The organism is Kitasatospora sp. NPDC098652, from assembly GCF_044760155.1.
Lineage (GTDB): Bacteria > Actinomycetota > Actinomycetes > Streptomycetales > Streptomycetaceae > Kitasatospora.
Window position 1 is genome coordinate 13,274 of the sequence record NZ_JBIWAQ010000028.1, and the last position, 20,200, is coordinate 33,473.

Annotated in this window: 19 protein-coding genes and 1 pseudogene; 11 read left to right on the top strand and 9 right to left on the bottom strand. The window is 74.1% G+C overall.

Annotated features, from left to right (window positions below; translation table 11 throughout):
- The first annotated feature begins 161 nt into the window (after positions 1-161).
- A complete protein-coding gene (locus ACIQWA_RS36125) occupies positions 162-863 on the top strand; it encodes a TetR-like C-terminal domain-containing protein (protein WP_402490107.1) in 702 nt (233 codons plus the stop codon).
- Between the two features lie 46 nt (positions 864-909).
- Here ACIQWA_RS36125 and ACIQWA_RS36130 read toward each other — a convergent pair whose 3' ends face one another.
- Both ACIQWA_RS36130 and ACIQWA_RS36135 read right to left on the bottom strand, forming a co-directional pair.
- Positions 910-2,274, bottom strand: coding sequence for an FAD-dependent oxidoreductase (locus tag ACIQWA_RS36130; RefSeq protein WP_402490110.1), 1,365 nt, complete (start codon positions 2,272-2,274; stop codon positions 910-912).
- A 161-nt stretch (positions 2,275-2,435) separates the two neighbouring features.
- Entirely contained in the window at positions 2,436-3,272 is an 837-nt protein-coding gene (locus tag ACIQWA_RS36135; RefSeq protein WP_360231417.1) for a slipin family protein, read from the bottom strand.
- Positions 3,273-3,751: 479 nt separating this feature from the next.
- Here ACIQWA_RS36135 and ACIQWA_RS36140 point away from each other — a divergent pair, with 479 nt between their 5' ends.
- The 5 genes from ACIQWA_RS36140 to ACIQWA_RS36160 all read left to right on the top strand — a co-directional run bounded on the left by ACIQWA_RS36140 (position 3,752) and on the right by ACIQWA_RS36160 (position 6,861).
- Positions 3,752-4,408: a pyridoxamine 5'-phosphate oxidase family protein gene (locus ACIQWA_RS36140; RefSeq protein ID WP_360231414.1), complete on the top strand. Its 657-nt coding sequence runs from the start codon at positions 3,752-3,754 to the stop codon at positions 4,406-4,408.
- A 112-nt stretch (positions 4,409-4,520) separates the two neighbouring features.
- The gene (locus ACIQWA_RS36145; protein WP_402490114.1) at positions 4,521-5,231 is read left to right on the top strand and encodes an ATP-binding protein; all 711 of its coding nucleotides are present in this window, start codon (positions 4,521-4,523) and stop codon (positions 5,229-5,231) included.
- A gap of 30 nt (positions 5,232-5,261) precedes the next feature.
- Positions 5,262-5,504 carry a plasmid mobilization protein gene (locus ACIQWA_RS36150; RefSeq protein ID WP_350508867.1) on the top strand — a complete coding sequence of 81 codons (243 nt, stop codon included), beginning with the start codon at positions 5,262-5,264 and terminating at the stop codon, positions 5,502-5,504.
- Complete coding sequence (locus ACIQWA_RS36155) at positions 5,501-5,872, top strand: fic family toxin-antitoxin system, toxin component (protein ID WP_360231408.1); 372 nt, start codon at positions 5,501-5,503, stop codon at positions 5,870-5,872. The genes ACIQWA_RS36150 and ACIQWA_RS36155 overlap by 4 nt, the downstream gene beginning before the upstream one ends.
- Positions 5,873-6,096: 224 nt before the next feature.
- Positions 6,097-6,861, top strand: a complete 765-nt coding sequence (locus ACIQWA_RS36160; protein ID WP_402490118.1) for a hypothetical protein — start codon at positions 6,097-6,099, stop codon at positions 6,859-6,861.
- 13 nt (positions 6,862-6,874) lie between these two features.
- Here the strand turns inward: ACIQWA_RS36160 and ACIQWA_RS36165 are convergent, their stop codons facing one another.
- Entirely contained in the window at positions 6,875-7,516 is a 642-nt protein-coding gene (locus tag ACIQWA_RS36165) for a hypothetical protein (RefSeq protein WP_402490121.1), read from the bottom strand.
- A gap of 229 nt (positions 7,517-7,745) precedes the next feature.
- Between ACIQWA_RS36165 and ACIQWA_RS36170 the strand changes: the two genes are divergently transcribed.
- Entirely contained in the window at positions 7,746-8,525 is a 780-nt protein-coding gene (locus ACIQWA_RS36170; protein ID WP_402490124.1) for a VOC family protein, read from the top strand.
- Between the two features lie 114 nt (positions 8,526-8,639).
- Here ACIQWA_RS36170 and rox read toward each other — a convergent pair whose 3' ends face one another.
- The gene (gene rox / locus ACIQWA_RS36175) at positions 8,640-10,070 is read right to left on the bottom strand and encodes a rifampin monooxygenase (RefSeq protein WP_402490127.1); all 1,431 of its coding nucleotides are present in this window, start codon (positions 10,068-10,070) and stop codon (positions 8,640-8,642) included.
- Between the two features lie 261 nt (positions 10,071-10,331).
- Positions 10,332-11,228, bottom strand: coding sequence for an alpha/beta hydrolase (locus ACIQWA_RS36180; protein ID WP_402490129.1), 897 nt, complete (start codon positions 11,226-11,228; stop codon positions 10,332-10,334).
- 117 nt (positions 11,229-11,345) lie between these two features.
- Here ACIQWA_RS36180 and ACIQWA_RS36185 point away from each other — a divergent pair, with 117 nt between their 5' ends.
- Positions 11,346-12,389: a helix-turn-helix domain-containing protein gene (locus ACIQWA_RS36185; RefSeq protein WP_402490132.1), complete on the top strand. Its 1,044-nt coding sequence runs from the start codon at positions 11,346-11,348 to the stop codon at positions 12,387-12,389.
- A gap of 117 nt (positions 12,390-12,506) precedes the next feature.
- Here ACIQWA_RS36185 and ACIQWA_RS36190 read toward each other — a convergent pair whose 3' ends face one another.
- Complete coding sequence (locus ACIQWA_RS36190) at positions 12,507-13,190, bottom strand: TetR/AcrR family transcriptional regulator (RefSeq protein WP_402490135.1); 684 nt, start codon at positions 13,188-13,190, stop codon at positions 12,507-12,509.
- 148 nt (positions 13,191-13,338) lie between these two features.
- Here ACIQWA_RS36190 and ACIQWA_RS36195 point away from each other — a divergent pair, with 148 nt between their 5' ends.
- Together ACIQWA_RS36195 and ACIQWA_RS36200 are read left to right on the top strand one after the other, a co-directional pair.
- On the top strand, positions 13,339-13,833 hold the full coding sequence (locus ACIQWA_RS36195; RefSeq protein ID WP_402490137.1) for a nitroreductase family deazaflavin-dependent oxidoreductase: 495 nt from the start codon (positions 13,339-13,341) through the stop codon (positions 13,831-13,833).
- 277 nt (positions 13,834-14,110) lie between these two features.
- Positions 14,111-14,821, top strand: a complete 711-nt coding sequence (locus ACIQWA_RS36200; RefSeq protein WP_402490140.1) for a hypothetical protein — start codon at positions 14,111-14,113, stop codon at positions 14,819-14,821.
- Between the two features lie 256 nt (positions 14,822-15,077).
- Here ACIQWA_RS36200 and ACIQWA_RS36205 read toward each other — a convergent pair.
- Positions 15,078-15,434, bottom strand: a pseudogene (locus ACIQWA_RS36205) (GNAT family N-acetyltransferase); the annotation flags it as partial.
- A gap of 32 nt (positions 15,435-15,466) precedes the next feature.
- Entirely contained in the window at positions 15,467-16,630 is a 1,164-nt protein-coding gene (locus tag ACIQWA_RS36210; RefSeq protein ID WP_402490142.1) for a hypothetical protein, read from the bottom strand.
- 138 nt (positions 16,631-16,768) lie between these two features.
- Between ACIQWA_RS36210 and ACIQWA_RS36215 the strand changes: the two genes are divergently transcribed.
- Positions 16,769-18,046 (top strand): MFS transporter, encoded by a 1,278-nt coding sequence (locus ACIQWA_RS36215; RefSeq protein WP_402490145.1) that lies wholly within the window; start codon positions 16,769-16,771, stop codon positions 18,044-18,046.
- A gap of 224 nt (positions 18,047-18,270) precedes the next feature.
- On the opposite strand, the gene ACIQWA_RS36220 is transcribed toward ACIQWA_RS36215, so the two are convergent.
- Positions 18,271-20,019, bottom strand: a complete 1,749-nt coding sequence (locus ACIQWA_RS36220) for a penicillin-binding transpeptidase domain-containing protein (RefSeq protein WP_402490147.1) — start codon at positions 20,017-20,019, stop codon at positions 18,271-18,273.
- Between the last annotated feature and the right edge of the window lie 181 nt (positions 20,020-20,200).

The window sequence follows — 20,200 nt, forward strand, 5'->3', positions numbered from 1 at the left end:
TCCGAACAGAGGCGTCAGGCCGGGGCGACCGGTGCCGGGGCCGCCGCTGCCTTCCGGGTGGGCCCGGACCGGCCGCGCAGCACTCCTGGGAGGGAACGGATTCGTTCACTAACATTGGTCGTAGACATGGTGAACAGGGGGTCCCCGGAAGGTGTGCAGCGATGTCCGCTGAAGTCCGAACCGCCGAGGGCGGCACCCCCGGAGCCGGAGCCGGAACTGGAGCCGGGGCGACCGGGGCCGGGGCGACCGGGGCCGGCGCCGGCAGCGCGCGCACGGCCGCGCCGGCCGCCGCGGTCCGTCGGCGCGGCGAGGCGCTGGAGAGCGCCATCTACGGGGCGGCCCTCCAGCAGCTCACCACCGACGGCTACGCCCGGTTGACCATGGAGGGCGTGGCCGCCGCCGCGCAGACCGGCAAGGCCGCCCTCTACCGGCGGTGGTCCTCCAAGGAGGAGCTGGTGATGGACGCGCTGCGGGCCGCCCTGCCGCCGGCCCGGCCGGCCCCGGACACCGGGAGCCTGCGCGGGGACCTCCTGGAGGTGGTGGCCGGGTTGCGCGCCGCGATGTTCAGCGAGCTGGGCGCCGCCGTCCGCGCCATCATGAGCGAGATCGACCACCAGCGAGCCCGGGTCTTCCTGGAGCTGGTGCAGGAGCGGGTGCTCGACCCGACCACCGCGCTGATCGCCGAGGTGCTCGACCGCGGCACCGCCCGGGGCGAGGTCCGCCCCGGGGCGGTCACCCCGCTGGTCACCGACGTGGTGCCGGCCCTGATGCTGTACCGGATCAAGCTGTGCGGCGGGGGCGCCGTGGAGCTGGACCCGGCGGAGATCGTCGACGAGGTGCTGCTGCCGATCGTCCGCCGGTGACTCCGGGCGGCCGCTCCGGGCGTCCGGAGCCACCGGGGCGCGGGTGTCAGGCCCCGCTGTGGCGCAGCATGTCCTCGCGCTCGACGACCTTGACGCGCTCGCGGTCCTCGGCCTGTCCGAGCTCCCGCTCGTGGGCGTCGAGCTGCTTCCAGCCGTCCCAGGTGGTGTAGCGGACGCCGCGGGCGCGCAGGTGCTCCTCGATCGCCGCCGGGTCGGGCTCGGTGGCGCCGGGCAGCCGGCCGGTGGCGTGGTCCTCCAGCAGGCAGGCGATGGTCTCGTTGGCGTCGCCCTTGGTGTGGCCGATCAGGCCGACCGGGCCGCGCTTGATCCAGCCGGTGACGTAGACGGCGGTGACGTGCGAACCGTCGCCGTCCAGCACGCGGCCGGCCTGGTGCGGGACGGTGCCGGAGACCGGGTCGAAGGGCAGCTTGGGCAGCTCGTCGGAGTAGTAGCCGATGGCGCGGTAGACCGACTGGACGTCCCAGTCGGTGTGCCGGCCGGTGCCGCGCACGTTGCCGGTGCCGTCGAGCTCGGTGCGCTCGGTCCGCAGGCCGACGACCTTGCCGTCCTCGCCGAGGACCTCGACCGGGGACTCGAAGAAGTGCAGGTAGACCCGGTGGGGGCGGTCGCCGACGTCGCGGATCGCCCAGTTCTCGACGGTGGCGGCGACCAGGTCGACGTGCTTGACGGCGCGGCGCTCGGCGATCGAGCCCTCGTCGTACTCGATGTCCTCGGGGTTGACGATGACCTCGATGGTGGGCGAGTGGTCCAGCTCGCGCAGCTCCATCGGGCTGAACTTGGCCTGGGCCGGTCCGCGGCGGCCGAAGACGTGGACCTCGACGGCGCGGTTGCCCTTGAGGCCCTCGTACACGTTCGGGGGGATCTCGGTGGGCAGCAGCTCGTCGGCGGTCTTGGCGAGGATCCGGGCGACGTCCAGGGCGACGTTGCCGACGCCGAGGACGGCGACCTTCTCGGCCTCCAGCGGCCAGGTGCGCGGCACGTCCGGGTGGCCGTCGTACCAGGAGACGAAGTCCGCGGCGCCGTAGGAGCCGTCCAGGTCGATGCCCGGCAGGTCGAGCGAGCGGTCGGCCATCGCGCCGGTGGAGAAGACCACGGCGTCGTAGTGGCGGTGCAGGTCGTCCAGGGTGAGGTCGGTCGGGTAGTCGACGTTGCCGAACAGGCGGACCTGGGGCTTGTCGAGGACCTGGTGCAGGGCGGTGACGATGCCCTTGATCCGCGGGTGGTCGGGGGCCACGCCGTAGCGGATCAGGCCGAACGGGGCCGGCATCCGCTCGAACAGGTCGATCGAGACGCCGGGCGCCTTCGCGGCGTCGGACTTGAGCAGGGCGTCGGCGGCGTAGATCCCGGCGGGGCCGGCTCCGACGATGGCGACTCGGATCGAGCGGGTCATGCGGGTGAAACCTCCGGGCGGACGGAGCGGGCGGCCCAGGCCTAATGGTCTGGACCCTTGCAGCCAACCCGCTGGTCGCGCGGAGGTGTAGGCGGTGTCGATCTATGACCTCATAGAGCCGAGCTATGGCCGGCCCGGGAACTTTCCGGGCCGGCCGGTCGTCAGCTGCCGTCGGCCGGGGCGGCGGGCTCGGCCTCGCGCGCCTGCGGTGGGACGGCCGGTGCGGGGGCCGTCGGGGCTCCGCCGGTGAGCCCGTTCGCGGAGGCCTCGAAGAACCGCAGCATCTCCACCGGGAACGGCAGCACCAGCGTCGAGTTCTTCTCCGCCGCCACCTCGACCACCGTCTGCAGCATGCGGAGTTGGAGGGCCGCCGGCGTCTCGGACATCCTGGCCGCCGCCTCGGCGAGCTTGGCGGCGGCCTGGAACTCGCCGTCCGCGGTGATGATACGGGCCCGGCGCTCCCGGTCCGCCTCGGCCTGGCGGGCCATCGAGCGCTTCATCGAGTCGGGCAGGCTGACGTCCTTGATCTCCACCCGGTCGATGTGCACGCCCCAGCCCGAGGCCGGGCTCTCCAGCATGACCTCCAGGTCGTGGTGGAGGTGCTCCCGGCCGGACAGCAGGTCGTCCAGCTCGCTCTTGCCGATGATCGAGCGCAGCGAGGTCTGGGCGACCTGCAGCATGGCGAAGTTGTAGTTCTGCACGTCCACGGTGGCCCTGATCGGCTCGATCACGCGGAAGTACAGCACCGCGTCCACGCTCACCGACACATTGTCCTTGGTGATGCCCTCCTGGGTGGGCACCGGCATGGTGATCACCTGGACGTTCACCTTGCGCATCTTGTCGAGCACCGGCACCAGCAGCGTCAGGCCCGGCTCGCGGACCGTCCCGCGCACCCGGCCGAGCCGGAACACCACACCGCGCTCGTACTGCTGGACCACCCGCACACCGGTCGTCAGCAAGAAGAGGACGACCACGGCGACGATCACGAGTGCTGCCACGCCAGTTCCACCTGCTCCCCGTCGCGGTGCGGCCGGGCCGGGTCCGGTGTGGCCCTGTCGCCGGGCGCTCGCCGCGCGCAGCACAGTATGCGCCCGGCCGGGCGGCACGGTAAGGGCCGTGCAGGGATCTTGACGGTGAGTTGACGATCCGCGGCGGCGCCGGGGCGGGTGGCGGCGGGGGTCCGTCCCCGCCGCCCGGTCGGCCGGTGCGGGTGGTTCAGGCACGGAAGGAGTCCCCGTTGTTCCCGGTTGTTCCCCTTTGTGTGAAGCGGACTTGAGCCTGCGTCAGGGGGACGACCGCAGGCGGCGGACGGGTGATCAAGGTCGGGGTTCCGGGGGCCCGCCCCCGGCTGCTCCGACACGCACGGGCCCTCCCGTTCCTCGACTCGGGGTGGGCCGGGCGCTTGGATGGATCCGGCCTGGTCACCGCCCGGACACCGGTCCGGGTACTCCCCTTGGCGAGCCGAGGAGCCACCACCGTGAACGACACCCCCGATCCCGACCCCACCGCCGTGGCCCGCCGGATCGCCGAGCGCCTCGGGCAACTCGGCCTCACCGAGGACGCTCTGGCCCAGCGGGCCGCGATGGCCCCGCAGTACCTGCGCCACCTGCTCGAAGCCGGCCCCACCTTCGACCCCGGCGGCTTCGTCCGGATCGCCGCCGTCCTCGGCACCAGCCGGGAGGAACTGGTGGCCGGCCGCGCGGACGCCCCGCCCGGCCACGAAGGGCCCGGCCCGCGGCCCCGCCTGCTCGACCTCACCGACGCCGAGTGCTGGGAGCTGGTCGGCACCCACGGGATCGGCCGGATCGCCCTGCCGGTGCGCCCGGGCCCGGCGGTCTACCCCGTCAACTACGTGGTCGACCAGGCCTCCTTCGCCTACCGCACCGGCGAACGCACCGCCACCGCCCCGGACCCGGGGGCACAGGTGTCCTTCCAGGTCGACCGCATCGACGAGTACCTGGGGCGCGGCTGGAGCGTGCTCGCCCTCGGCACGGCGGAGTACGTCGACGACCCGGCGGAGCTGCACCGCCTGGACGGCCTGCCGGGGGCGGCCCCCTGGGCCGGCGGCGACCGACCCCGCTGGGTCCGGATCCGCCCGGCCGAGATCAGCGGCCGACGGCTCGTCACCGGTTGAGCGCCGCGCCCGCCCGGCTGTTCGGCAATTTCCGTACCGACAAAGCGAGTTGGTGGCTGGCCCGCGGTGGGAGGTGCTGGGCGGCCGCTGAGCGCTGGGGCATACTCCTCGGATGGACGCGACCGCGAGGGACACCTGGACCAACACCACCCACGACTGGGCGGCCGCCGTGGACGCCGACCACCTCGCCGGGATCCGCGCGGGGGCGGCCGGCCTGGCGCCGGGCGGGGTGGCGCACCTCGTGCTGGAGGTGCTCGCCTACCCGGGCGACGAGGCGGCCGCGCGGGGCGGCGGCCGGTGCGTGATCACCCTGCACGCCGACGGCGCGGTCTCGGTCCGCGACGACGGGCGGGGCACCGACACCCGGGTCGACGAGCACGGCGAGGTGGTCAAGAAGCCGGTCATGGCGACCAAGGACCTGCGCTTCTTCGACGACCCCGGGGCGGAGCTGCTCCCGGACGGGCACCCCCGCCGGGGCATGTCCGTGGTCGCGGCGCTCAGCACCCGGCTGCTGCACACCAACCGCCGGCTCAACGGCGCCTGGACGCAGCGCTACGAGCGCGGCCTCCCGGTCACCGGCCTGGACCCGATCGAGCCCGACGGCACCACCGGCACCTGCGTGACCTTCCACCCGGACGCCGCGTTGCTCCCGCCGGGCACCCTCGACGCGGAGCGGCTGGCCCGGTGGGCGGCTCACTGGCCGGCCCTGGAGGTCACGGTCGGGTACGGCCCGGCGGCGGCCGACGGGCCGGCGGGCGGCCCGGACGGCGGAGCTGCGGCCGCGTCCCCGGGCGGCGGGTGGGGTCCCGAGGCCGCCTTGTAGCGAGCCGTAGCTGCGGCTACGCTCACCGCCATGAAGCAGCTGAACGTCCGACTGGACGACGCCGTGCACGAGGCCCTGGAGCAGCGCGCGGAGGCCGCCGGGATGAGCCTGCCCGACTACGCGCGCAAGGTGCTGGCGGAGGAGGCGGACGAGCGGCGCGAGCGCTTCCTGACCGCCGCCGCCCACTTCGCGCAGGCCTGGGGGCCCGCGTTCGAGGAGGAGTTCGGGCCGTACCCGCGCAGCACCCGCGACGCCACGGCGGACGCCGCGTGATCCTGCGGATCGACCGGGTCTGGCTGCTCGACATCGCGCACCAGTTCCTGCCGAGCGACCCGGACGTCACCGACTACGGCACCCTGGCCGCGGCCGTGGCCCGGCACGCCGACGAGGTGATGGAGGTGCCGGTCTACGGCGCCGTGCACCAGCGGGCGGCCGCCCTGATGCACCAGCTGATCCGGGTCCCGGCCCTGGAGTCCGCCAACGAGCACTTCGCCGCCGTGGTCGCCGCCTCCTACCTGAGCGCCTCCGGCGTCATCGTCACGGCCGACTCCAAGCAGGCCGTCGAGCTGGCCGCCCGGATCCGCGCCGGGAACGCCGACGTCCGGGAGACCGCGGCCGCGATCCGCACCTGGTTCCACTGAGCCCGAGGGGAGTGGGACGGGCGCCGCCGCGGGATTCGACGGCGAATGACCGAATTGGGATCACGGTTAGGTGACCTTCTGTCCGTTGGCGCCTCCATGGCCCGTTCCTGGTGTTCGAGGGGCGATAGGTTTCGCCAGCCCACTTTCTTGATCACCACGGGGGATCCACCATTTCCGCTCAGTCTGCCGAGCTGCCCGACGCCGCTGCGCCTGCTGCGCCCGCTGTGCCTGCTGCGCCCGCCGCACCCGCCGAGAGCGCCGTGTCCGCCGAGAGCGCCGTGTCCGCCGAGAGCGCCGTGTCCGCCGAGAGCGCGGGTTACGGCGAGGGGCAGCTCACCTGCACCGTCTGCGGCTCCGTCCCGGCCGTGGACGCCACGATCCGCGGGCACCAGGGCTTCATCGTCGTCCTGCGCTACCTCAAGCGCCGGGGCCCGTACTGCCGCGACTGCGGCATCGCCACGCACCGGGAGATGACCTCCGACAGCCTCTGGCAGGGCTGGTGGGGCATCCCGTCGATGATCATCAACCCGATCGTCATGCTGTTCAACATCCCGCAGCGCTCGAAGATCAACAAGCTCGCGGAGCCGCTGCCCGGCGCCCCCGGCACGCCGATGGACCCGGGCAAGCCGGTCTACCTGCGGCCCGCGATCGTCGGTGTGCTCATCCCCGCCGTCCTGATCACGCTGCTCTTCGTGCTGTTGAAGGACGACCCCGAGTTCGCCAAGGCCGGCGACTGCGTCCACAACAGCAGCGTGCTCGCCATGTCCGGCCTGAACGACGACAACCCGGACCTCAAGGTGGTCCCCTGCTCCGACCCGCAGGCCGACGCCCGCGTCGTCGGTCGGGCGGACAACTCCACCGACGGCGAGACGGAGTGCCGGAAGTACCCCGACGCCGACAGCTACTTCACCTACAAGCGGGGCAGCGACAAGTACCTGCTGTGCCTCAAGAGCCTCAAGCCGAGGCCGAAGCTGACCTTCGCCCCGTAGCCCACGCCCTGGTTCACTCCGCACCGCCGCTCTCCCACCGGCCCCGGCCCGTGGGGTCGAGCGCTCGGCCAGGGCCCTGCTGATGAGCAGCCGGTTGTCCGGGCTGAACTGGAGGTTGAACTGCTTCTGGGCGACGAGGGAGCCGGCCGGCGTCCGGCGCAGGGTGGCGTAGCGCAGCCCCTTGTAGGCGAGGCCGCGGGTGAGGTGGTCGGTGACGCGAGTCGCCAGGTACAGCTCGTTGTCGTCGTCGACCAGGCCGTGGCCGACGTAGTACACGAGCAGTACGGAGGGAGTCCGCCGATTCCGCTGCGGCGGTGAGCGCCTCGCCGAGTACGACCGGGTCCTCCGGGCCGTGCACCGCCGTGGCCCGCAGTTCGACCGAGCTGCCGTCCGCAAGGGTCACCTGGACCACCGTCTCGCCGGCCCGGCGCCGGATCCACGCGATCAGCGCGCTGGTCAGGCCGGACACCGCCCCGCCGGCGCCGACGGCGACGGTGAGCACGTCGGCGAGGGTGCCCAGCGAGCCGGGATGCGGCGGCGCGGCCTCCAGCTCGACCCGGCCGCGCAACTCGTCCTCCGCCCGCAGCCAGGCGAGCAGGGACGTGTTCGCGCCTCGGTCGGCGTCGGTGACACGGATTCGGAGCGGTTCGCCCACGGTCCCCCCAGGGGTCAGCGCTGCACGCTGTGTTGACCTAGCGTCACAACAATGAGCGGTCCCGGTCAAATCCCGTGGTCGGGGGCCCTCCGCGCTCGTTCGTGAGCCTCCGTTGGGCCGAACGGGTGAGGAGCGAGCGGGGGACGGGTGGAGTGTCGGGTGGCGGATCCCCGGACGGGACGCGAGGGTGACTGGCGGGGGACCTCACGAGGAAGAGGAAAGAGCGAGCATGCCCGAAGTCACCACCCCGTACGTGACCGGCACCCCGTGCTGGGTCGATCTGATGGCGAAGGACCAGCAGGCCGCGCTGGACTTCTACCGCGACCTCTTCGGCTGGCAGGGGCAGCCCGGCCCGGCCGAGTTCGGCGGCTACGCCGTCTGTGAGCTCAACGGCAAGGCGGCGGCCGGCATCGGCCCGGCGATGGCCCCCGAGGGCATGCCGGAGCCGCCCACCGTGTGGACCAGCTACCTGGCCACCACCGACGCCCAGGCCACCCAGGACGCCATCGTCGGGGCCGGCGGCACCCTGCTGGTCCCGGTGATGGACGTCGGCGCGCTGGGCCGGATGCTGATCGCCGCCGACCCGCAGGGCGCGGTGTTCGGCGTCTGGCAGCCGGGCGAGTTCGCCGGTGCCCAGGTGGTCAACGAGCCCGGCGCGCTGACCTGGAACGAGCTGCACACCAGCGACGTGCCCGGCGCCACCGCCTTCTACGGCGAGGCCTTCGGCATCGAGATCGAGCCGGCGGAGGGCAACGACCAGTACTGGGAGCAGAAGGTCGGCGGCCGCTCAGTCGGCGGGGTCTCGCTGCTCGCCAACGACCCGCCCGGCACCCCCGCGCACTGGCTGACCTACTTCGCGGTCGACGACGTGGACTCCTGCGCCGACACCGTGGTCAAGCGCGCCGGCACCGTCCTCGCCCCGCCCTTCGACATGGTGGCCGGCCGGATGACGGTGGTCTCCGACCCGCAGGGCGCGATCTTCGCGATGATCAAGCTCGCCCCGATGTAGCCACCCCGGCCCTGTCCGCGGCCCGCCCCGCCCGCCCGGCATCCCGGGCGGGCGGGGCGCGTCACCGTCCGGGGGTGGCCGGGACGGAAGACCAGCGCGGCGACCGGGGGCCGGTCAGGCGGTGGCGGGGCCGAACCAGCGGGTGAGCGCCCCGTCCAGGGTCGGCTGGTCCTGGCCGAGCCAGGCCACGTGTCCGTCCGGCCGGAGCAGGACGGCAGGGGCGTCGAAGTCCTCGGCGGGGTCGGTGACGTGGTCGACGCGGTCGGCCCAACCGGCCACCGAGAGGGCGCCCCCGGTGGCGTCGAGCAGCAGGGCCCGTCCGCGGTGCATCCGCTCGTACAGGCGACCGCTCTTCAACCGGAGGTCCCGCAGCCGCCGTCCGAGCAGCTCGGGACCCTCGCCGAGGTCGTAGCGGACACCGACGCCGAAGACCAGCTCGGTCAGGTAGCGGTTCACCTCCTCGAAGTCCATCAGCGTGGAGAGCAGCTCCCGCAGCGCGACCGCACCGGGCTCGGAGCCCAGCAGCGTCATCTGCGCCCGGGTGTTGGCCAGCACCTGGGCGCCCACCGGGTGGCGCTCGGCGTGGTAGCTGTCCAGGAGGCCCTCGGGCGCCCGGCCGTGGACGGCCGCGGCGAGCTTCCAGCCGAGGTTGTAGGCGTCCTGGATGCCGAGGTTGAGGCCCTGCCCGCCGGTGGGCGGGTGGATGTGCGCCGCGTCGCCGGCCAGGAAGGCCCGGCCGACCCGGTAGCGCTCGGCCTGCCGGGTCGCGTCGCCGAAGCGGGAGAGCCAGCGGGGCGAGTGCGCACCGAAGTCGGTGCCGGCGATGGCGCGCAGCTGCTGCCGGAACTCCTCCAGGGTGGGGCCGTCGGCGCGGTCCTCGGCGACGTCCGGGGCGGGCACGATCACCCGGTAGAGCCCCTCGCCCCGGGGGACGGCGCCGAAGCGCAGCTCGGTTCGGCGGACCCGGGCGACCACCTCCTCGACGGTCGCCGGATCCTCGGCCAGCGACAGCTCGGCGAGCATGGTGTCCACCCGGGACGGCTCGCCGGGGAAGGCGACACCGAGCCGGCGGCGCACCGTGCTGCGGCCGCCGTCGCAGCCGACCAGGTAGCGCGAGCGCAGCCGGGTGCCGTCCGCCAGTTCGACCGTGACCCCGTCCTCGTCCAGGTCGAGCCCGGCCACCTCCTGGCCGCGCCGGACCTCCGCGCCGAGCTCGGCGGCGTACGCGCCGAGCAGCCGCTCGGTGACCGGCTGCTCGACGGACAGGCCGTAATCGTGGGCGGTGTCCATGGTCTCCGGCCACGGCTTGTGGATGTGGCCGAAGAAGCCGCCGACCCGGAACTTGCGGCCCTCCGCGAGGAACCGGTCCAGCAGCCCGCGCTGGTCCATCATCTCCACGCTGCGCACGTGCAGGCCCTGGCCCCGGGACTCCGGGGTCGGCTCGGTCAGCCGCTCCAGGACGACCACCCGGACGCCTTGCAGCCGCAGTTCGATCGCCAGCATGAGGCCGGTCGGCCCACCGCCGACCACGATCACGTCGATCATCGGAACATTCCCCCAGTGAGTGTCGAACGAGGCCGGACGTTCGGACAACGGCCCGCGTACGGTGCGAACCGTACGAATCGCCAGGTTCCGGCCTCGGTCGACGATTGTGCGCCCCGAGGGGGGCCTTGCCGCAAGGCCCCCCGTGCGCGGTACCTTGACAGTGGCGAGGAGGCTCTGACCTCCCCGCCTTCGCTGTCCACGGGAGCCCACGGCACCTGACGGACGTTGCCGGGCGCCGCGGGGCGGTCGACTGTATCCGGCTCAGTCGGCCAGGGCACGGCGCAGGACGGCGCCGAGTTCGGCGTGCTGGCGCTGGGAGATGTCGGCGGACACGATCGCGTGCGAGCCGTGGAAGGTGCCCGGCCACTGGTGCACCTCGACGGAGACGCCCGCCTGGAGCAGGCGCAGCGCGTAGCCGAGGTCCTCGTCGCGGTTGGGGCAGTACTCGGCGGTGGCGATGTAGGCCGGTGGCAGGCCGGTGAGGTCGGTGGCGCGGGCCGGGGCCGCGTACGGGGTGGCGGGCCGGCCTCCGAGGTAGTGCCGCCAGGCGTCGATGGCCTTGGCGCGGTCGAACCAGGGCGTGTCGGTGAAGTTGCGCGCCGACCAGGTGTCGTGCCGGTCGTCCAGGCCGGGCTGGTTGAGCAGTTGGAAGCGGATCGCCGGCCCCTGCTCGTCGCGCGCCCGCAGGGCGAGCCCTGCCGCGATCCCGGCGCCGGCGCTGTGGCCGCCGACCGCGATCCGGTCCGGGGCGACGCCGAGCTCCGCCGCATGGTCGACCGTCCAGCGCAGGACGGCGTGGGCGTCGTCCAGAGCGGCCGGGTACGGGTGCTCGGGCGACAGCCGGTAGCCCACCGAGACCACCACCGCGCCGGAGCCGACCGCGAGCCGGGCCGCCCACGGGTGCTCGGTCTCCACGGTGCCCATGACGAATCCGCCGCCGTGCAGCCAGACGACCGCTCCCCGAGCCCCGGCGGGCCGGTAGATCCGGACCGGGACCGGGGGGTCGGCGGGCACCGTACGGTCCTCGACGACCATGTCCCCGAGGTCGGGGACCGGTACGGAGGCGGCGAGTTCGGCGAGTTGCCTGCGGGAGTCGGCCGGGGAGGAGAGGTCGGACTTCGGGAACAGCGGGACGAAGGCTTCGAGTTCGGGATCCATGCCGATCATCCTGGCGGCCGCCCGGGGGCCGGTCATCCGCCGTCCGTCGCGTCTCCCGCGCCGATCCCGCGCCGATCGGCGCGGGAGACGCCGGGCCGGCCCCTCTATCCTGCTGGGATGGAAGCACTGGCCGTACGGCTGTCGGGGTTCGATCCGTATGTCGACGGCGCGCTCCGGATCGTCACGTTCTACGACACGCTGATGCGCCGTCGGGTGGACCTGCCGGCCCTGGCGCGGGCCTCGGCGGGGCTCGCCGAGTGCGTGACCGGGATCCGGTTGCACGGCACCGGGCGGGTCACCAGGGTCTCGCCGCACGGGACCGAGCCGGCCGCCGCGCCCGCACCGGCCTCCAGCGAGGCGCCGGTCACCCTCGACGACGAGGAGATCGGCACGGTGTGGCTGGAACGCCCGGGCCCGGCGGGCCCGTTGGACGAGGTGGTGCTCGACCGGCTGGCCATCGCCGTCGCGGCCGCCGTCGAACGCTACGGCCCGGCCCGGACCACCATGGCCGATCCCGCCCTGGTGGAGCTGGCGATCAGCCCGGATGGCGACGAGGCGGCCCGGGCCCGGGCCTTGCGGCTGCTGGGCTTCGCCCCCGGGGCCTTGGTGGTGGCCGCGGTGCGCTCACCGCTCCCGCTCGACCGGGCCGCCGCGCTGTGCTTCCCGGGCGTTCCGGTGAAGGCGGCGCCGCTGGCGGACGTGGGCGCCGTGCTGGCGGCCGCCCGCGAGCCGCTGCCGGACCGGACGGGGCTCCCCGCCGGGTTCCGGGTCGGCGTCGGCGGGGCGGGGAGCCCGGAGCGGTCCTGGCGCGAGGCCCGTACCGCGCTGCGCTTCACCACCGCGCGCGAACCCATCGTCCGGTACGCGGAGTTGGGCGCGCTGGCGCTGCTGGCCGAGGTGCCGCCGGAGGCCGTGCGGGCGAACGGCGATGTGGTCGCGGTCGGCCGGATCGCCGACGGGCCGGAGGACCTGGCGACGCTGGACGCCTACTGTGCCACCGGCTCGCTGCGCCGGGCCGCCGAACTGCTCCACCTGCACCACAGCAGCGTGGCCCGGCGGCTGGAACAGCTCGCCAGGGTGCTGGGCTTCGACCTCGCCGAGCCCCAGGGGGTGACCCGGGCGAGGCTCGCCCTCGCCGCCTGGCGGCTGTCGCGGGACTGATGCGGGGGTGGTGCGGGCGGTTCGTCAAGGCGGCGCCGTCGCCGGGTGGGCCGTGGCTGGGCAGGCCGCCGCTGGGTGGGCCGTGGCTGGACGGGCCGTCGCCGGGTGGGCCGTCGGTCAGAGGCCGAGGGAGTCGGCCGTCTCCTCGGCGGTCCAGGCGAAGAAGTCGGTGGCCGGGTCGAGCGAGCCGACCAGGTGGCCGTGGAGCTCGAAGCCGATCAGGCCGATGAGCTGGATCCAGGCGGAGACGGCCCGGGCCAGGGTGGGTGCGGGGAGCTCGGGGGCCGCGAAGGCGGCGAGGTTGGCCAGCTGCTCGGGCAGGGCACCCCGGAGGGTGGGGCCGGCGGGGGTGGGGCGCAGGGGGGCGGCGCGAACCACGCCGAGCAGCGCGAGGGGGAGGCGGGCGGCCGCCTCGACGGTGGTCTCGGGGGCGGCGTAACCGGGGACGGGGGTGCCGTAGATCAGCGCGAACTCGTGCGGGTTGGCCCGGGCCCAGTGGCGGGTCGCCTGCCAGCCGGCCCGCCAGCGCTCGCGTGCGGACGCGCCGGGCTCGGCCGTGACGGCGTGCTCGGCGGCCTCGCCGAGCTCGGTGTAGGCGTCGATGATCAGCGCGGTGAGCAACTCGTCGCGGCTGGCGAAGTAGCGGTAGAGCGCCGAGGAGGCCATGCCCAGCTCGCGGGCGACGGCGCGCAGGGACAGCTGCTGGGCGCCCGCCGAGGCGAGCTGTCGGCGGGCTTCCTGCTTGATCTCGCGGGTGAGTTCCTCGCGGGCCCGTTCGCGGGCGGTGCGGATCGCTGGCATGGGGGCAGTCTGCCACAGATCGGATCGGTGCACGCATTCGAGAGCAGTGCTCTTGCTTTGCGGGGTGGCCGGTGCCATGCTGGAGTTGTCGATGAGAGCAGTGCTCTCGAATCGAAGCGGCAGTCATGGAACGGAAACGAGGAATCCGATGTCCCAGCCCAGCCACTCCGCCCAGTCGCCCGACCCCGCCACCCGCCTGGTGGCGCCCACCACCCGCCTCGGCATCGCCACTGGCAAGCTCCTCAACTCCGCCGTCGCCGCCCTCACCAAGGCGGGCATCAGCCTCTGGGGCTCCCGGGTCCTCGCCGTCCGCGGCCGCAAGAGCGGCGAATGGCGCACCACCCCCGTCAACCTGCTCACCCACGACGGCGTGCAGTACCTGGTCGCGCCGCGCGGCCACACCCAGTGGGTGCGCAACCTCCGGGCCGCCGGCACCGGCGAACTGCGGGTCGGCCGCCGCACCGAGACCTTCCACGCCACCGAACTCCCCGACGCCGACAAGCCCGAGGTGCTCCGCGCCTACCTGCGCCGCTGGAAGTGGGAGGTCGGCTACTTCTTCGAGGGCATCGACGCCGATTCCTCGACCGCCGACCTGCTCCGGATCGCCCCCGGCTTCCCGGTCTTCCGCGTCGCAATCGGCTGAGCGGCGCCGTCGCGCGGAGCCGTGGCGAGGAGCCGCGGGTGGCGCGGCGGAAATTCACGGAATCGGGGACTTCGGGTCCGCTCGGAACGCTGCCCTGCACGCCGTCGCCGGGGGAGCTACGGCGCTCCGACGGTGGCTCGCGACACCCTGGGCCCGACGCCCGTCGACGGGCGTCGGGCGGCCGGATGTGGCTTCGGCAAACCTGCTCTGACCTGGTGTTTTTCTGGAACTCCCGTAGGCTGGGGAAGTTCTGACGGACACTTTCGGAGGGGACATCGTGAGTGCGGAGGGCAATGCCTACGAGGGCGTGCGGATCCAGGTGCACGAATGGCCGGAGGCCGTCCGGAAGCGGCCGGGGATGTTCGTCGGATCGACGGATGAACGGGGCCTGCGGGCATTGGTGTTCGCGGTCTCCGACCGGGCGGTGAACGACGTCCTCGACGGCCGTGCGAGCCGCGTGGACATCACCCTCCTGCCTGGGGGTGCGGTACGGATCGCCGACGACGGACCGGGTGTCCGCGTCGACGACGCCGGGGGCACGGACGACGCCGGCCTGGAGACCGTGCTGACCCGGCCGGGAGCCTACGGCCGTCATGATGCGGTGCTCGGCAACTTCGGCCTGGGGCCCGCCGTCGCCAACGCCCTGTCGAGCCGGCTCACGGCCGAGGTGCGACGCGACGGGGTCCGCTGGGTCCAGGAGTACGCGCGCGGGGTCGCGCTCGCTCCGCCCGCCCAGGCCGGGCCGACGGCCGGGAGCGGCACCACCGTCACCTTCCGGCGCGACACCGAGATCTTCGGGGCGACGGAGTTCTCCTACGATGCGCTGGCGGAACGCCTCCGCGCAGTCGCCCTCCTCAACCGGGGCCTGGACCTCTCGCTGACCGACGAGCGACACCCGGGCGAGCCCCGCGCGGAGCGGTTCCGCTTCCCGGGCGGGGCACGGGACTTGACCCCGTCCTCGACTCCGACCGGATCGTCGAGGGCCTGACGGCGGTCGTGTGGGTGACCCTGGGGTGGCCGGAGCTCGAGGGATCCGTCCGCAACCGGCTGGGCGACGCCGCCGTGCGCGCGTGCGTCAGGTGGTCGGCACGAGGTAGCGGAGCTTGCTCCCCTCGGTGGCGATGAGGCGTCCGCCGTTGGCCTCGATCACGCGGCGGGAGGCCGTGTTGGTCTCGTCGCAGGTCAACAGCGCGTCGGTTGACGCCGAGTTCGGCGGCCACCGGCAGGGCCGCGGCGAGCATCGCGGTCGCGTGGCCCCGGCGGCGGGCGCCGGGGCGGACGTCGTAGCCGATGTGGCCGCCGATGCGTTCCAGGTTCGGGGTGAGGCGGTGGCGGATCGCCAGGCGCCCGAGCAGTTGGTCGCCCTCGGCCCACCACAGGGTGGTCATCGGCACCCCCGCGTCCGCGCGCGTCCCCGCCTCGGTCCGCTCGGCGACAACGCGCGCGACGTACGCGGCGAAGGCCTCGGGGCCGGTCAGGGCTGCCCGGTCCACGTCCCTGACGAACCACGGGACGGCCTGGCCGGGTTCGGCGTGGAACTCGGCCACCGCTGCCAGGAACGAGGTCCGCAGCCGTACGGTCGGGGTGATCAGTTCGGGCATCGCGCCATGATGCCCGACCGGTCGGGCCACCGTCACGGTTCGCGCCGCAAGCTCCGTCGGCGTCGGCCCGGTGGCTGCGGATGCTCGTCGTCGTCGGGCACCCAGCCGGCGAAGGCGCGGAGCGGCACCTCCGTCGCGTTCGCGCCGGCGAACCAGTGCACCCAGTCGTTGCCCTCCTCCAGCAGCGCGCAGGTGGCGCGGTACCAGTCCTCGCGGTCGAGGAGGGCGAGGTGGGCGGCGAGGAGGGAAGCGCGTTGGGCCTCGGTGCACCCGGAGTCCTCGGCCGGGGCGGTGGTGAGCTGCCGGGTGAGGGCGGCGAGGGTGCTGAGGCGGCCGACGGTCGGGGGCAGGGCGGACACCGCACGGAGGTGGGCCCGGAGCACGGTGGCGGAGTGGGGGTAGTGGCGCAGGGTCGTGCCCATGCCCGAGGCGTACGCCAGCATGGCGAGCAACCGGCCGCTGTGGTCCAGCAGTTCGTGATCGGCGGCGAAGTGCTCGACCTGCTCGTGGAGGCGGGCGGTCGTAGCGACGGTGCCCGCGAAGTAGCCGTTCAGGAAGTCGCCGTCGATCGCCCTGCGCAGCAACCAGGGACGGGCATCGGGGTGGTCGAGGCGGCAGAGCGCCTCGACCACGTAGACCCGGCCCCAGCTCGCCGTCCGGTCGGCGAGCCAGAGCAGGGACTGCGCGCTCGGGTCGAGGCGTTCCAGCGCGTGGGTCGCGAGCGGGCCGAAGTGGTTGGACAGCAGCCCGATCGTGCGGACCAGGGGGATGTCCTCGGCCGTGCCCGTGGCCGCGAGCAGCGCGAGGCCGACGGTGACGGCGCACTGGTCGTCGCCGTGGCGCACCAGCCACCGGCCTGCCGCCCGTACCTGGTTCGGCTCGTGGCGCAGGGCAGCGGCGGTGATGCCGTCATCGGGATGGATCGGAACGTGGACGTCGTGGAAGGCCGGGGCCAGGGCCTCGGGCGGCGCGGAGGGCCGGGCGAAGTGCGTGTCCAGGACGCGGACGACGCCGACGCCCTGGGTGCCCCGCCCGAGGGGGCGTTCAGGGCCGGGACCCTCGTGCAACTCCGTGTCCGGGAACGGCTCCCCGTCGCGCGGGAGCGGGCCGTCCGGCGTCAGCCGGTGGAGTCGGAGCGCGTGGTCGTACAGTCCGGGGCGGTGGTCGGGCGACGGGCGCCCGTGCGCGGCGCTCACCAGCGGGTGGCCGGCTCGATTCTCGTGATCATGGCTCAGATGGTGGCATCGGGCGGCTCGTTCGGGCAAGTGCTTTTCCGGCGACGCCCGTTCGACGGGCCGATCGGCCCCAGGAGAGCCGCTGTTAGCCTGATCGGCATGATCATGCGGAGATCCGGAAAACGGACGGGCGACGGCGCGACCTCAGGCCCCCAACGGGCCCTGATCACGGCCAGTTTCATCAGCAGGGTGGGCAACGGCCTGTTCAACACCGCGTCGATCCTGTACTTCACGCTCGTGGTGCACCTGCCCGCCGGCCAGGTCGGCGCGGGACTGACGATCGCGGGCCTGTGCGGGCTGGCCGCGGGCATACCGGCGGGCAACCTGGCCGACCGGCACGGGCCGCGCACCGTCTGGCTGGTGGGCCTGGCCCTGCAGGCCGTGACCATGGCGTCCTTCGTGCTGATCGACGGCTGGGCGGCGTTCACGCTCGTCGCCACGCTGGACCGGCTGGCCGCCACGGCGAGCAGCGCGGCGGGCGGGGCGATCGTCGCGCGGGCGGGCGGTGACCGTCCGGCCGCGTTCCGGGCCAGGCTGCGCACCTTCGTCAACCTCGGCGTGGTCATGGGTACCCTCGGCGCGGCCGTCGCCATCCAGATCGACACCCGCGCCGCCTACACCGCGCTGATCCTCGCCAACGCCGCCAGCTTCGCCGCTGCCGGGCTGATCGCCTTCCTGGGCGTCCCGGACTACCGGCCGCTGCCCCGGCCGGCGGAGCACCGCCGGTGGTCCGTCCTGGCGGACCGGCCGTACGTGTCCTTCGTCGCGCTCTACAGCGCCATGGGCCTCCAGTACCAGACCGTCGCGGTGCTGCTGCCTCTCTGGCTGAGCGCCCACACCGACGCACCGCGCTGGACGGTGGCGGCGGTGAACGCCGTCAACAGCGCTGTCTGCGCGCTGCTCCAGAGCAGGATCGGATCCACGGTGGAGACCCCGCGGCGGGGCGGCCGCGCCTTCCGCCTCGCCGGGCTGCTGTTCCTGGTCAGTTGTCCGCTGATGGCGCTGACCGCCGACGTCCCGGTGTGGGTCGCGCCGGTGCTCGCCGTCCTCGCGGTGGGCGTCCACAGCGTGGGCGAGGTGTGGGAGTCCTCGGGCGGCTACGCGCTGGCCTTCGGCCTGGCGCCCGACCACGCCCAGGGGCAGTACCAGGGCCTGTTCGGGATCGGCTTCGACGCGGGCCAGGCGCTCGCCCCGGCGGTGCTGACCGGTGCGGTCCTGGCGCTCGGACAGCCGGGCTGGTTGCTGCTCGGGGTGTTCTTCGCCGCCGTGGGCGCGGCCGGACCGCCGGTGGCCGCCTGGGCCGAGCGGAGCCGCCCCGGGGCGCCCGTGCCGGCCCGGCGGCAGGGCGGGTCCGCGCCGGTGGAGGCCGACCGTTAGCGTCGCATGCAGATGCAGCCGTGCTGCGGGGGAGCCGGACACGGTGGTCGGGGAGGTCACCGTGGTCGCGGAGGCACCGTGGTCGGCGAGGTCACCGGACCGTGGTGGGAGAGCCTCCTGGAGCCGCCGAAGGGGGCGCACCGCCGAGGTGGGCGATCGCACCCCCTGCGCGCACCCCCGCCCGCGCCCCCGGCCAGGCCGACCGGCTCCGAGCGCGGCCCCCGTCAGCCCTTGCCGCCCGCCTTGAGCACCTGGGCGGCCGCGACGCCGGCGGCGCTGTTGCCGTGGCCGCCGCCCTCGACCTCGGCCGCGACCGCGAGGTCGTTGCGGTAGGCGATGAACCAGCTGTTGGTGGCCTGGCCCGAACCGGCCTCGACGGTGCCGGTCTTGGCCCCGATCTGGCCGCCGAGCCCGGACATCGGGGCGCGCGCGGTGCCCTGGGTCGCCGTCCGGGCCATCATCGAGCGCAGCCCCTGGGCGACGTCGCCGGGCAGCTTCCCGGGGGCCGTCACGCGCTTGGCGTCCTCGCGGAGCACCGGCTGGCGGAACGTTCCGCTCTGCACGGTGGCCGCGACCGAGGCCATCAGCAGCGAGTTCACCTGGATCTGCCCCTGGCCGATGTACGCGGCCGCCGCCTCGTCCTTGTTCCCCGGCACGGGAATGGTGGCGTCGCGGCTCGGGATGCCGATCCGCCACTGCAGGCCGAGGCCGAACTGGTCGCGGGCGACGGAGCTGAGCGTGCCGAGCTGGAGCTTCTCCAGGCCCTTGTCGATGAAGCCGGTGTTGCAGGACTGGATGAAGTCGTCGCTGAGGGTGTAGTCGAGGTGGCTGCCGGGCTCGTCGTTGTGCCAGCTCCTGGGGGAGTTGGTGGTCTCCTTGCAGGGCGCGGCGGTGTCCGGGGTGACCCCGGCCTCCAGCAGCGCGGCCGCGGTGATCACCTTCATCGTCGAACCGGGCGCCTGCCCGCCGCCGACCGCGCGGTTGAAGCCGCCCAGCGGGGCGTAGGCCATCGCCAGGATGTTGCCGGTGCTCGGCTGGACGGCCACCAGCGAGGCGGGCTTGCCGTTCGCGGACTGCTGCTTCACCGCCTCCTCGGCGACCTGCTGGAGGTCGGCGTCCAGGGTGAGCTTGACCTGCGGGGCGCTCGGCGGGGTCAGCACGAACAGCTGCTCCGTCTGCTGCCCGCCGCCGGAGAGCACCACGGCCTGCCCGGTGACGACCTTGGCGCCGTCGGGCGGGGCGATCTGGGGCAGCACGGACTGCAGCGACGGGAACGCGTCCAGCGGCCGCCCCTTGCGGTCGGTGGGCTTGGACACCGGGTCGGGCAGGGCCTTCACGGCGATGGTCCGGCTGGCAGCCAGCTTGGGGTGGACCACGGTCGGCGCCCAGCGCACCAGCAGCCGCCCGTCGGAGGCCCGCATCACGCCGAGGGTGCTCTCGTACTCCCAGGCCTGCGTGGTGCCGTCGAACTCCGCCCGCACCCGGTAGCCGACGGCGGGCTCGCTCGGCGTGCCGGCGGGCGCGGGGCCCGTGCCGGTCAGGGTGAGGGCGCGGGCGGACACGTTGTCGTGGAACGAGGCGAGCGCCATCCGGGCGGCCTCCGGGCGGTCGGTGAGCCCGGCCGCGACCGTGAGGTCGCCGCGGCCCCAGGCTGCCAGGAAGTCCTTGGCCACGGCGTCGGCCTGTTCGGCCGTGGGCGGAGCCTGCGGCCCCTTGGCGGCCGTCGGGGCGGCCTCGTCCCCGGTGCCGGTGGAGCCGCCGGTCACGGCGCTCATCACGTTGTAGGCGCCGTACCCGCCGACGACCAGCAGCGCGGTGAACACCCCGCCGACCGCCACCAGCCAGATCCGGCGTGAGCGCGGGCGGCCCGGGGACTCCTGGTGGCCGTCGGCGGAGACAAGGTGGTCGTCGTGGCCGTGTTCCTCGTGGCCGTGGCCCTCGTACGGTTCGTACGCTTCGTGCTCGTGGTGCATGGTTCTGTGTCCCCCCTGGGCGCTTCCTGTGCTCGCGGGCCCGTCCCGGTGCCGGCGGGTCCGGCCGTGCGGCCGCCTGTCCGGTCGTTCGGGCGCGGACCAGCCTAAGCGTCGTCGATCGCTCGTTCGACGGCAGGGTGTTTGCCAACGCTTGACCTGGGGATGGCGCGGGGAGCCGGCC